Genomic DNA, 12,711 nt, shown 5'->3' on the forward strand with positions numbered 1-12,711 from the left:
GAGTCGGCGGATCACGCAGCGTTTGCCGAACTTCTGGCATCTTCTGTGAAACGGACCACCAGCCGGAGGCGAGAATGCCTGCGCTCAGCGCACGGCGTAGCCTTGGCATCGGTTTACCCAGCGTCGGCAACCGGGGGTCACCGGGGGCCACCGTGACATTCACAACCGCGTGAAAGAGGCGATTAGCGGCCGTGTCGACCCAGCAGACTTCGCAGGAGAACCCACTGGCGGGTTTCGGCCCGAACGAGTGGATCGTCGAGGAGATGTACCAGCGCTACCTCGCCGACCCCTCGAGCGTCGATTCGGCCTGGCACGACTTCTTCGCCGACTACCGGCCGGCCCCGGGCGCCGCCACACCGCGCCCGGAGGCGTCGGCCAAGCCGGCCGCGAAGCCCGAGCCGGCCGAGCAGCAGGAAGCCGTGGCCACGGTGACCGAGCAGCCCGCCAAGGCGGAGCAGAAGGCCGCCCCCGCCAAGGCCGAGCCGAAGGCCGCCGCCAAGGCCGAGCCCGCACCGGCCAAGCCCGCCGCGAAGCCGGCGGCGAAGGCGCCCGAGCCGGCGAAGAAGGCCGCCGCCAAGCCGGCCGCCAAGGCGACCGGCCCCGGCACCACGCCGCTGCGCGGCGTCGCCGCCAAGATCGTGCAGAACATGGACGCGTCGCTGTCGGTCCCGACCGCCACCAGCGTGCGCTCCGTCCCGGCCAAGCTGCTGGTCGACAACCGCATCGTCATCAACAACCACCTCACCCGCGGTCGCGGCGGCAAGGTCAGCTTCACCCACCTGATCGGGTACGCGCTCGTCCGCGCCGTCGTCGAGCACCCGGAGATGAACAACTCCTTCGCCGAGGTGGACGGCAAGCCGGCGATGGTCCGCCCGGAGCACGTCAACCTGGGCATCGCGATCGACCTGGTCAAGCCGGACGGCTCCCGCAACCTGGTGGTGCCGTCCATCAAGGGCTGCGAGCAGATGGACTTCCGGCAGTTCTGGCAGGCGTACGAGGACGTGGTCCGGCGCGCCCGCCGCAACGAGCTGACCATGGAGGACTACTCCGGCACCACGATCTCGCTGACCAACCCGGGCGGCATCGGCACGGTGCACTCGATCCCGCGCCTGATGCAGGGGCAGAGCGCCATCATCGGCGTCGGCGCGATGGAGTACCCGGCCCCCTACCAGGGCATGAGCGAGGCCACCCTGGCCGAGAACGCGGTCAGCAAGGTCATCACGCTGACCAGCACGTACGACCACCGGATCATCCAGGGCGCACAGTCCGGCGAGTTCCTGAAGGTCATGCACGAGCTGCTGCTCGGTGAGCGCGGCTTCTACGACGACATCTTCACCTCGCTGCGCATCCCGTACGAGCCGGTGCGCTGGATGCGCGACGTGGCCGTGGACAGCGAAGGCCAGATCAACAAGACCGCGCGGGTGCACGAGCTGATCCACGCGTACCGGGTGCGCGGCCACCTGATGGCCGACACCGACCCGCTGGAGTTCAAGATCCGTAAGCACCCGGACCTGGACGTCCTCCAGCACGGGCTCACGCTCTGGGACCTCGACCGTGTCTTCCCGGTCAACGGCTTCGCCGGCCAGCAGCGGATGAAGCTGCGCTCGATCCTCGGCGTGCTGCGCGACTCGTACTGCCGCCGGGTCGGCATCGAGTACATGCACATCCAGGACCCGGAGGAGCGGCGCTGGATCCAGGAGCGGGTCGAGCGCAAGTACGAGAAGCCCAGCTCCGACGAGCAGAAGCACGTGCTGAACCGGCTCAACGCCGCCGAGGCGTTCGAGACGTTCCTGCAGACCAAGTACGTCGGCCAGAAGCGCTTCTCGCTGGAGGGCGGCGAGTCGCTGATCCCGCTGCTCGGCGAGGTGCTGGAGTGCTCCGCCGAGGCCGGGCTGGACGAGGTCGTCATCGGCATGGCCCACCGCGGCCGGCTCAACGTGCTGGCGAACATCGTCGGCAAGCCGTACGAGAAGATCTTCTCCGAGTTCGAGGGGCACCTCGACCCGCGCTCCACGCAGGGCTCGGGCGACGTGAAGTACCACCTGGGGCAGAACGGCAAGTTCACCACCCCGGACGGCGAGCACGCGGTCAAGGTGTCGGTGGTGGCGAACCCGTCGCACCTGGAGGCCGTCGACCCGGTGCTGGAGGGAATAGTCCGGGCCAAGCAGGACCGGATCGACCTCAAGCTGGAGGGCTACACCGTGCTGCCGCTGGCGGTGCACGGTGACGCCGCCTTCGCCGGCCAGGGTGTGGTCGCCGAGACGCTCAACCTGTCCCAGCTGCGCGGCTACCGCACCGGCGGCACCGTGCACGTGGTCGTGAACAACCAGGTCGGCTTCACCACCGCCCCGGAGTACAGCCGGTCCAGCCTCTACAGCACCGACGTGGCCCGGATGATCCAGGCGCCGATCTTCCACGTGAACGGCGACGACCCGGAGGCAGTGGTCCGGGTGGCCCGGCTCGCGTTCGAGTACCGGCAGGCGTTCAACAAGGACGTCGTGATCGACATGGTCTGCTACCGCCGGCGCGGGCACAACGAGGGCGACGACCCGTCGATGTCCAACCCGGAGATGTACAAGATCATCGACTCGAAGCGCTCGGTCCGGAAGCTCTACACCGAGGAGCTGATCGGGCGCGGCGACATCACCGTGGAGGACGCGGAGGAGCTGCTGCGCGACTACCAGGGGCAGCTGGAGCGGGTCTTCAAGGCCACCCGGGACGCCGCGACCACGCCGCGCCAGCTCAGCCGCCCGGCGCGGGAGGAGGAGCCGGAGCCGCAGGTCGACACCGCCACCGACGCCTCGGTGGTCAAGGCGATCGGCGAGGCGCACGTCAACCTGCCGGAGGGCTTCACCCCGCACAAGCGGATCCAGCAGCTGCTGGAGCGGCGCCGCAAGATGTCCGTCGAGGGCGGCATCGACTGGGGCTTCGCCGAGATCATCGCGTTCGGCACGCTGCTGCACGACGGCGTCACCGTCCGGCTCGCCGGGCAGGACTCGCGCCGTGGCACGTTCGTCCAGCGGCACGCCTCGGTGGTCGACGCCAAGACCGGCGAGGACTACCTGCCGCTGATGTCGCTCACCGCCGACGGCGAGCGGTCGCGCTTCTTCGTCCACGACTCGCTGCTCTCCGAGTACGCGGCCATGGGCTTCGAGTACGGCTACTCGGTGGAGAACATCAACGCGCTGGTGGCCTGGGAGGCCCAGTTCGGTGACTTCGTCAACGGCGCCCAGTCGGTCATCGACGAGTTCATCTCCTCCGGCGAGGTGAAGTGGGGTCAGCGCTCCGCGGTGACCCTGCTGCTGCCGCACGGCCACGAGGGCCAGGGCCCGGACCACACCTCCGGCCGCCCGGAGCGGTTCCTGCAGCTCTGCGCCGAGGACAACATGCGGGTGGCCATCCCGACCACCCCGGCGAACTACTTCCACCTGCTGCGCCGCCAGGCCCTGTCGCCGAAGCGCAAGCCGCTGGTGGTGTTCACGCCGAAGTCGCTGCTGCGGCACAAGCTCTGCGTGTCGCCGGTGGAGGACTTCACCACCGGCACGTTCTCCCCGGTGCTGGCCGACACCGCGGCTCCGGCGCCGGAGCAGGTCAAGCGGGTGCTGCTCTGCTCGGGCAAGGTCTACTACGACCTGTTCCAGGCCCGGCAGGAGCGGGGCGTCACGGACACCGCGATCATCCGGATGGAGCAGCTCTACCCGCTGCCCGTCGAGGAGGTCCGGGCCGCGCTGGCGCAGTACCCGAACGCCGAGGACTTCGCCTGGGTCCAGGAGGAGCCGGCCAACCAGGGCGCCTGGTCGTTCGTCGCGCTGAACCTGCTGGAGCACCTGCCCGAGGTCCGGCTGCGCCGCATCTCCCGGCCCGCCGCCGCGGCTCCGGCGGTCGGCTCGGCGAAGATGCACGAGGTCGAGCAGAACGCGCTGATCGAGGCGGCTCTCCCCCGCCCGTGACACCACCGGCAGCGGCCCGTCCCGACCCGGGGCGGGCCGTTGCCGTACGACGACGAGAGGAACACCGTGTACTTCACCGACCGTGGCATCGAGGAGCTGGTCGAGCGCCGGGGCGACGAGCAGGTGAGCCTGGAGTGGCTGGGCGAGCGGCTACGTGACTTCGTCGACCTGAACCCGGAGTTCGAGACCCCGATCGAGCGGTTCGCCACCTGGCTGGCCCGCCTCGACGACCCGGACGACGACTGACCGTCGCGGCCCGGCCTCAGCCGGTCGCGCCCCGCCCGGCGACCTGGAGGTTCCCGGTACGGCGCAGCTTCTGCCAGCCCAGCCGGCCCCCGGTCAGCGCGGTGCCGACGGCCTGGAGCAGCACCAGGTACATCACCTGCCGGTAGACGAACTGCTGCAACGGCAGCACCCAGAGCACGCCGAGCTTCTCCCGGTCCAGCCGGAAGGCCAGCACCGCCGTGACGAACTGAAGCGCGAGCATGACCAGCCAGGCCACCACCGTGTCGCTGCGGTCCAGGAAGATCAGCCCGTAGATGGCGAGCAGGTCGATCACCGGGGCGGCCAGCGGCAGCAGCACGCCGAACAGCGTGAGGAACGACAGGCACCGGCGGCCGAACCGGCCGGACGGACCGCTCTCGATCACCGAGCGCCGGTGCTTCCACATCGCCTGCATGGTGCCGTAGCTCCACCGGTACCGCTGCTTCCACAACTGGCCGATCGTGGTCGGCGCCTCGGTCCACGCTCGGGCGCTCTCCTCGTACACGATGTGCCAGCCGGCGCGGCCGACGGCGATGGTGACGTCGGTGTCCTCGGCGAGCGTGTCGTCGGTCATGCCGCCCACCTGCTCCAACGCCTGCCGCCGGAACGCGCCGATCGCGCCGGGGACGGTGGGCATGCAGCGCAGCGTCTCGTAGAGGCGGCGGTCGAGGTTGAAGCCGATGACGTACTCGATGTGCTGCCACTTGGCGATCAGGCCGCGACGGTTGCCGACCTTGACGTTGCCGGCGACCACGCCGACCCGGGGGTCGGCGAAGGGCTGGACCAGCCGGCGGACCGATTCCGGCTCGAAGATCGTGTCGCCGTCGACCATGACGATCAGGTCGTGCCGGGCCAGCGCGACGCCGGTGTTGAGCGCGCTCGGCTTGCCGCCGTTGGGCTTGCGGACGACCCGGACGTTCGGCAGCCCCAGCGCCGCGACGATGTCGGCGGTGCCGTCGGTCGAGCCGTCGTCGACCACCACCACCTCGATGCCGCCGGGGTGGTCGCCGCAGGCCAGCGAGCGCACGGCCGCGGCGATGCCCTCCCGCTCGTTGTACGCGGGCACGATCACCGAGACCGGTTCGGTGACCGGCGGGCCCCACGACCAGTCACGGCGACGGCGCCGGCGCGCGTGCCTTGTGGCCAGGACGAACAGCAGCAGCGACCGGCCGACGGTGAGCACCCCGACGAGCACGAAGAAGACGCCGAGCACCCCGAACATGCCGTCGGCCACCCGTACCGCGCCGACCAGGACGTGGCCCCGCAACCGCTCGTCGAGCGAGGCCGCCGTGTGCCCGCCCACCGGGCCGGACACACCCGCGGCCGCGAACGTCTGGTTGAGTCCCTCGCTGACGGTGGTGAAGCGGTAGCCGCGTTCCAGCATCGGCGGGATGTAGCGGTCCAGCGCGGCCACCGTGCTGGACCGGTCGCCGCCCGAGTCGTGCCAGAGCGCGACGATGCCGGCCGTCCCGTCCGGCGTGGCGTTCGCGATCATCTCCTCGACCGGGGGCAGCTCCCAGTCCCGGCTGTCGACGTCGTTGACGACCGTGAGGTAGCCCAGTTCGCCCGCCTGCCGCAGCATCGGCCAGTCCCGGTCGGTGTAGGCGTCCGCCCGGGACGAGTACGGGAAACGCAGCAGCGACGGCCGGACACCTGTGGTGCTGGCGATGGCGAGCTGCGTCTGCGCGTACTCCAGTTCGCGCCGCCACTCCGGCAGCGCTGCGAGGTCGGGATGGGTGAACGTGTGGACGCCCAGCTCGTGCCCCTCGGCCACCAGCCGGCGGGTCACCTCCGGGTTGCGGACGACCTGCGAGCCGACGACGAAGAAGGTGCCCTTGACCTGGTACTTGTCCAGGACGCGCAGCACCTCCGGCGTCCACCGCGGGTCGGGTCCGTCGTCGAAGGTAAGCGCCACGGTGCGCGGCGGCAGGCGGTGCGACTGGGTCCGGCCCTCCGCGCCGACGTTGACGATCGGGCCGCCCCCGACCACCGAGCTGGGAACCTCCCGCTGGCTGCCGGGCGTCACCCGGTTGTCCGGTACGAACGCGGCGTTCGTGTACGCCTCGACGACCAGCAGGCCGCCCAGGACGACCACGACCATGGCGACCAGGGCCCAGCTCGGCCGGGGCAGGAGACGCCGGCCGCGGGACCGGCGCGGGCCGGGGATCTGCGGCGCTCCGGGGATCTGCCGGACGTCCAGCACGACTGTGGGCGCGTCGTCCGGCTGCCGCCCGGCCCGGTGCCGGCGGGCGGCCCGCACACGACGGGCGTCCAGCGTGACTGTGGGCTGCTCGCTCGTCGGCGGGTTCGGACGGGCGGGCGCCTGGTCACTCATCGGCGGGCGCGGCGGGTTCGGCTGGCGGGTCGACGGCGGGCGGCGGGTCGACCACGGGCGGCGGCACCGCGGCGGTGGGGGCGGTGGGCGGCGCGGTGGTGGCCGGCGTCTGGACGGGCCGGGGCGCGGTCGGGGCGGGCCGGGTCGGCCGTTGAGACCGAGGGCTCGGCGAGACCGTGGTGGCGGGGGCGACGGAGGTGGCCGGCGCCCGCGCCGGAGCGGTACGGATGTCGGTGGGCGTGTCCGGCGTGGGAAGGGTCACCGCGGGCGCGTCCGACGGGTTCGGCGACGGTAGCCGCTGCTCGCTGGTCGGCTCGACGAACGGAATGACGGTGTCCGGGGTGATCGGCCCTCCGGCGAAGCTGGCTCCGACCATGACCGTGTAGATCACGCCCGCCGCGCCGGCGCAGTAGGCGAGACGGCGCAGCCGCCGGCGTCGCCGCCCGCTCGGGTCGACGAAGACGGGGGGCGATTCCGGTACGACAGGAATCAGTGCGGTCGGGCCTTCCACCAGCCAAGTGTAGATGCGAGAAATTCCCACCTTCTCCACCGGCTAGCCGTGCTGACCAGGCAGAACGGACAGCACCGACCTCGATCTTGTAGGTTGGGTGCCGTGGCTCGCAGCGTGTACCTCACCGGCGTCGGCTCGGGCGGGGGAAAATCGACAGTGGCGCTCGGGCTGGCCGAGCTGTTGTCCCGGCAGGTGGAACGGATCGGCGCGTTCCGGCCGCTCGTCGCCGGTGACGGCACCGACCCGATCCTGGCCCTGCTCACCGAGCGCTACCGGATGGAACTGCCGGTCGACGAGCTGTACGGCGCCACGTACGCCGAGGCGACCGCGCTCGTCGCGGACGGCCGCCGGGAGGAACTGATCTCCCGGATCGTCACCCGCTACCGGGAGGTCGAACGCCGCTGCCCGGCGATAGTGGTGGTGGGCAGCGACTTCGCCTACGGCGACGGCACCGGCCCGCGCGAGCTGGCCTTCAACGCCCGGCTCGCGACCGAGTTCGGCAGCGTCGTGGTGCCCGTGGTGGACGGGTTCGCGCAGGAGCCGGAGGCGATCGCGGCGGCGCTGCGCGGCGCGTACCACGATCTGGTCGACCTCGGCGCGACGGTGATCGCGGCGCTGGCCAACCGCGTGCCGCAGCCGATGACGCTGCCCGAGCTGCCGGTGCCCGCGTACGCGATCCCGGAGGTGCCGACCGTGTCGGCGCCGACGGTGGCCGAGGTGGCGGCGGCGCTGCACGGCACGGTGCTCACCGGCGACGAGACCGCGCTCGACCGCGACGTGCTCGACTACGTGGTCGGCGCGGCGCACGTGCCGACGCTGCTGGACCACCTCACCGACGGGGCGCTGGTGATCACCCCGGGTGACCGCGCCGACCTGCTGGTGGCCGCCGGCGCCGCGCACGTCGCCGGGCAGGTGTCGCTGGCCGGGCTGGTGCTCACGCTCGGCGAACAGCCCGACCCGCGCGCCATGCGGCTGGTCGAGCGGATGAACACCGGGCTGCCCGTGCTGTCGGTGCCCAGCGACAGCTACGACACGGTGTCCGCGTCCAGCCGCATCGAGGGCCGCCCCAGCACCGCCAACCCGCGCAAGGTCGAGGCCGCGCTCGGCGCGTTCGAACGCTGCGTGGACACCGACGACCTGGCCCGCCGGCTGCGCGTCAGCCGTTCCGCACGGGTCACCCCGCTGATGTTCGAGAACGACCTGATCGACCGGGCCCGCGCCCAGCGCCGCCGGCTCGTACTGCCCGAGGGCGCCGACGAGCGGATCCTGCGCGCGACCGAGGTGCTGATGCGCCGGGGCGTCGCCGAGATCACCCTGCTCGGCCGCCCGGACGAGATCGCCCGCCGCACCCGGGAACTGGGCGTGGACCTCGGCGACGCCCAGGTGGTCGACCCGGCGACCAGCCCGTGGCGGGACGAGTTCGCGCAGGCGTACGCGCAGTTGCGCGCCCACCGCGGCGTAACCGTGGAGCTGGCGCACGACATCGTGGCGCAGGCCAACTACTTCGGCACGATGATGGTGCAGACCGGCCACGCCGACGGCATGGTCTCCGGCGCCACCCACACCACAGCCGCCACCATCCGCCCGGCATTCGAGATCATCCGGACCGTGCCGGGCGTCTCGGTCGCCTCCAGCGTCTTCTTCATGCTGCTCGCCGACCGGGTGCTCGTGTACGGCGACTGCGCCGTCAACCCCGACCCGGACGCCGACCAGCTCGCCGACATCGCCATCTCGTCGGCCGACACCGCGGCCCGGTTCGGCATTGAGCCGCGGGTGGCGATGCTGTCGTACTCCACCGGCAGCTCCGGCGCCGGCGCCGACGTGGAGAAGGTCGCCGCGGCCACCAAGCTGGTCCGGGAACGCCGGCCCGACCTGCTCGTCGAGGGCCCGATCCAGTACGACGCGGCGATCGACCCGCAGGTGGCGGCCACCAAACTGCCGGACAGCCCGGTCGCCGGGCGGGCCACCGTGTTCATCTTCCCGGACCTGAACACCGGCAACAACACGTACAAGGCGGTGCAGCGCTCGGCCGGGGCGGTGGCGGTCGGGCCGGTCATGCAGGGCCTGAACCGGCCGGTGAACGACCTCTCCCGGGGCGCCACCGTGCCGGACATCGTCAACACGGTGGCGATCACCGCCATCCAGGCCGCCGCGGAGGCGTCGGAATGAGCCGCATCCTGGTCCTCAACAGCGGATCCTCGTCCGTCAAGTACCGGCTGTACGACGGCGACGACGTCCTGGACAAGGGCACAGTCGAGCGGATCGGCGAACCCGGAGGCGGGCCGGCCGACCACGAGAGCGCGGTCCGGGAGATCATCGGCCGCCTCGACCTGACCGGGCTGGCCGGCGTCGGTCACCGGGTGGTGCACGGCGGGCGGAAGTTCAGCGAGCCGGTACGCATCGACGACGCGGTCGTCACCGCCATCGAGGACCTGGTGCCGCTGGCCCCGCTGCACAACCCGGCCAACCTCGCCGGCATCCGGGTCGCGCTGGAGGCGCTGCCGGACACCCCGCAGGTGGCGGTCTTCGACACCGCGTTCCACCACACGCTGCCCGAGGCCGCCGCGACGTACGCGATCGACAAGACCACCGCCGAGCGGTACGGCGTCCGCCGGTACGGCTTCCACGGCACCTCGCACGCGTACGTCTCGCGTCGCGTCGCCGACCTCCTCGACCGCCCGTACGACGAGCTGAACACCATCACCCTGCACCTCGGCAACGGGGCGAGCGCGTGCGCGGTCCAGGGTGGCCGCAGCGTGGCCACCTCGATGGGCATGTCACCGCTGGAGGGCCTGGTGATGGGCACCCGAAGCGGCGACCTCGACCCGACAGTCATCTTCCACCTGCGCCGCGAGGGCGGCATGGGCGTCGACGACATCGACGACCTGCTCAACCACCGCAGCGGTCTGCTCGGGCTGACCGGCGCCAACGACATGCGCGAGGTGCTGGCCCGCCGCGACGCCGGTGACCCGGACGCGACGCTGGCGTTCGACGTCTACTGCCGGCGCATCACCGGCTACGTCGGCGCGTACTACGCGCTGCTCGGCCGGGTCGACGCGATCGCGTTCACCGCCGGGGTCGGCGAGCACGCCGCGCCGGTACGGGCGACGGCGCTGGCCGGGCTGGACCGGCTCGGCATCGCCGTCGACCCGGCGCGCAACGACGGCCACGGCGACCGGATCGTCTCGCCGGACGGCGCGGAGGTGGCGGTGCTGGTGGTGGGCACCGACGAGGAGCGGGAGATCGCCCGCGAGACCCGCGAGGTGCTCGGCACGGCCTGATCGCGTTCTGGGCGACGGTGCCTTAGATGCCGCCACCTCGGGGAGGTGGCGTGGTCCGGTGCCGCCGATGCCGCCACCACGGCGAAGTGGCGTGACCGCGGCGCCTCAAGTGCCGCCACCTCGGGGAGGTGGCGTGATACCGGTGCGCCCGACGCCGCCCCTGCCGCTGCCGGCGTGCGGCGGGCGGGTCAGCCCAGGGCGATCCAGGCGACCAGGGCGACCACCACGACGACGGCGACGGCCACACCGGCGATCAGCGGTACCCGGGACGGCGCCGACGCCGACGCGGCCGGCTCGGGCGAATCGACGAACGCGCGGAACTGCGCTGTGTTGCCACTCGGGTCGGTGTAGTTCTCAGCCATGCGGGTGACCCTAGCGAAGCCGGCCGGACCCGGCCGCCCCGCCGGGCCGGAGCAAGACATCCGGCTCACCCGGCCCGAGCAAACCCGCCCGGCCGGTGGAGGTGTCGCCCGGCCGGGTGGCGGTGGCAGCCGATCCGGACGGCGGGCGCGGGCCGACCGCTCGGCTGCCTACCGTGCAGGTGTGAGGTGGCAGCGGCTGGTGGCCGCGCTGATGACGGCGCTGCTGGCCGGCTGCGGCCAGGCCGTCGCCACGACCGATGCCGTCCCGGCCGGTGTCCGGCCCGCCCCCGAGCGCCAGTACGCGGTGGGAATGCGGCAGTTCACGCTCGACCCGGACAGCGCCCGGCCGCTGCCGGTCACCGTCTGGTACCCGGCCGACCTGCCCGCGCCGGCCGCTCCGTCTGCGTCCACGGGTCCCGCCGGGCCGGCCCGCGCCACCGCGCCGATCTCCGCCTCCACGCCCGGCCGGACCACCGCGCCCAGCTCTCCCGCCACGCCCAATCCTGCCGCGCCACCCGGCTCCCCCGCCGCCGCGCCACCCGGCTCCATCAGCGCACGTGGCTCCGCCACCTCGCCGGGCCGCGCCGCCGGGCCGTCCGGCGCAGACGCTGGGATGCAGGACGGGCCACGGGTGCGGCCTGGCGCGCCGTTCGCGGCGGGCCGGTTCCCGGTGGTCCTCTACAGCCACGGGCTGCGCAGCCTGCCCGCGCTGCACGCCGCGCTGACCAGCCGCTGGGCGGCTGCCGGGTTCGTGGTGGTCGCACCCACGTACCCGCGTACGAACCTGCGCGCCCGCCACTACACCCGCGACGACGTACGCAACCAGCCGGCCGACGCCTGGCGGCTGGTCCGTCACCTGGTCCGCCTGGGCACCCGCCCTGGCGACCCGCTCGGCGCGCACCTGGCCGTGGACCGGTTCGCCGCCGCCGGGCACTCGGCCGGCGGTCACACCAGCCTCGGCATGTTCGCCTCCGGGCAACCGTCCCCGTTGCGGGCCGGGATCGTGATCGCCGGTGGCCGGATGGTCGCCGGCTTCTCCCGGCCGCTCGTGCCGATGCTGTTCGTGCACGGCAGCGCCGACCGGATCGTGCCGGAGTCGATCGGCCGGGCCGCGTACGCCCGCTGTCTCGGCCCGGCCGCCTTCCTGAGCCTGCGCGGTCAGGGCCACGGCGAGTACCTGACACCGGGCCGGTCCGGCTTCGCCCAGGTGCTCGCCACCACCACCGACTTCCTGCGCTGGACGCTCTACGCCGACCGGGCAGCGCTGCGCCGCCTCCCCGCCGACGCGACAGCCCCCGGCACCACCTTCACGACCCGCTCCCTCCCCGCCTGACCGCACCCCGCCCGGCCCAGCGCCAACGATCATGAGGTTGACGGCGACGAACCGGACAGCAGATGCCGCCAACTTCATGATCGACGTGACCCAGGGCGGGGGTGGGTAGGGTGCGGGCGTGGACGGGCTGGAAGAGCGGCAACTGGGCGCCATCCGTGAGGTGGTGGAGGTGGCCGGAGCGGCCGGGATCGACGTCTGGCTGCGTGGCGGCTGGGCGATGGACTTCCACCTCGGCGCGGTGAGCCGCCCGCACGTCGACGTCGACTGGTACTGCTGGCGGCGGGACGCCGACCTGCTGGCCGACCGCCTCGGCGCGCTCGACTGGCGGCCCGACCCCCGGATGCCGGCGACGCTCCAGCTCGACCTGCTCCGGGACGACGTCGAGCTGAGCTTCGCGTACCTCGACCGGGACGCGGCGGGCCGGGTCGTCGTGGGCGCCGGACCGTGGGCGGGCACCGTCCTGCCCGAGGGCATGCTGACCGCACCACCCGGCCGGATCGGCCCGCTCGCGGCGCCGGTGATCAGCATCGCCGCGCAGATCGAGTTCAAGGAGATGTTCCCGGTCTGGATGCCGGAGCGGCCCCGCCGTGCCAAGGACGCCGCCGACCTGGCCCGGCTCCGGGCATCGGCGTGCGACCACCCGACGGGCTGACCGGGCCGGGTCACAGGCGATCG

9 protein-coding genes are annotated in these 12,711 nt (G+C 72.6%); 6 read left to right on the plus strand and 3 right to left on the minus strand.

Going from position 1 to position 12,711, the window contains the following annotated elements; genetic code table 11:
• The first annotated feature begins 191 nt into the window (after window positions 1-191).
• Together FHU28_RS29460 and FHU28_RS29465 are read left to right on the plus strand one after the other, a co-directional pair.
• A complete protein-coding gene (locus FHU28_RS29460) occupies window positions 192-3,950 on the plus strand; it encodes a multifunctional oxoglutarate decarboxylase/oxoglutarate dehydrogenase thiamine pyrophosphate-binding subunit/dihydrolipoyllysine-residue succinyltransferase subunit (protein WP_184688187.1) in 3,759 nt (1,252 codons plus the stop codon).
• Between the two features lie 66 nt (window positions 3,951-4,016).
• Window positions 4,017-4,196 carry a DUF6104 family protein gene (locus FHU28_RS29465; protein ID WP_030503218.1) on the plus strand — a complete coding sequence of 60 codons (180 nt, stop codon included), beginning with the start codon at window positions 4,017-4,019 and terminating at the stop codon, window positions 4,194-4,196.
• Between the two features lie 16 nt (window positions 4,197-4,212).
• Here the strand turns inward: FHU28_RS29465 and FHU28_RS29470 are convergent, their stop codons facing one another.
• Complete coding sequence (locus FHU28_RS29470) at window positions 4,213-6,549, minus strand: bifunctional polysaccharide deacetylase/glycosyltransferase family 2 protein (RefSeq protein ID WP_184688190.1); 2,337 nt, start codon at window positions 6,547-6,549, stop codon at window positions 4,213-4,215.
• A complete protein-coding gene (locus FHU28_RS29475; protein ID WP_184688192.1) occupies window positions 6,542-7,060 on the minus strand; it encodes a hypothetical protein in 519 nt (172 codons plus the stop codon). Before FHU28_RS29475 ends, FHU28_RS29470 begins: the two co-directional genes overlap by 8 nt.
• A gap of 93 nt (window positions 7,061-7,153) precedes the next feature.
• On the opposite strand from FHU28_RS29475, the gene pta reads away from it, so the two are divergent.
• Together pta and FHU28_RS29485 are read left to right on the plus strand one after the other, a co-directional pair.
• The gene (pta, locus tag FHU28_RS29480) at window positions 7,154-9,229 is read left to right on the plus strand and encodes a phosphate acetyltransferase (protein WP_184688194.1); all 2,076 of its coding nucleotides are present in this window, start codon (window positions 7,154-7,156) and stop codon (window positions 9,227-9,229) included.
• Window positions 9,226-10,341 (plus strand): acetate/propionate family kinase, encoded by a 1,116-nt coding sequence (locus FHU28_RS29485; protein WP_184688196.1) that lies wholly within the window; start codon window positions 9,226-9,228, stop codon window positions 10,339-10,341. Before pta ends, FHU28_RS29485 begins: the two co-directional genes overlap by 4 nt.
• A gap of 188 nt (window positions 10,342-10,529) precedes the next feature.
• Here the strand turns inward: FHU28_RS29485 and FHU28_RS29490 are convergent, their stop codons facing one another.
• Window positions 10,530-10,703, minus strand: coding sequence for a hypothetical protein (locus tag FHU28_RS29490; RefSeq protein ID WP_166457193.1), 174 nt, complete (start codon window positions 10,701-10,703; stop codon window positions 10,530-10,532).
• Window positions 10,704-10,884: 181 nt separating this feature from the next.
• Here FHU28_RS29490 and FHU28_RS33160 point away from each other — a divergent pair, with 181 nt between their 5' ends.
• A complete protein-coding gene (locus tag FHU28_RS33160; protein ID WP_184688199.1) occupies window positions 10,885-12,036 on the plus strand; it encodes an alpha/beta hydrolase family protein in 1,152 nt (383 codons plus the stop codon).
• Window positions 12,037-12,154: 118 nt separating this feature from the next.
• Window positions 12,155-12,688, plus strand: coding sequence for a nucleotidyltransferase domain-containing protein (locus FHU28_RS29500; protein ID WP_184688201.1), 534 nt, complete (start codon window positions 12,155-12,157; stop codon window positions 12,686-12,688).
• Window positions 12,689-12,711: the final 23 nt, after the last annotated feature.

Source organism: Micromonospora echinospora (genome assembly GCF_014203425.1).
Taxonomy (GTDB): Bacteria; Actinomycetota; Actinomycetes; order Mycobacteriales; family Micromonosporaceae; genus Micromonospora; species Micromonospora echinospora_A.

Excerpts from the sequence above, each read along its gene's own strand:
- FHU28_RS29470 (WP_184688190.1), bottom strand. The coding sequence starts at position 6,549 with ATGAGTGACCAGGCGCCCGCCCGTCCGAACCCGCCGACGAGCGAGCAG.
- FHU28_RS29485 (WP_184688196.1), top strand. The coding sequence starts at position 9,226 with ATGAGCCGCATCCTGGTCCTCAACAGCGGATCCTCGTCCGTCAAGTAC.
- FHU28_RS29490 (WP_166457193.1), bottom strand. The coding sequence starts at position 10,703 with ATGGCTGAGAACTACACCGACCCGAGTGGCAACACAGCGCAGTTCCGC.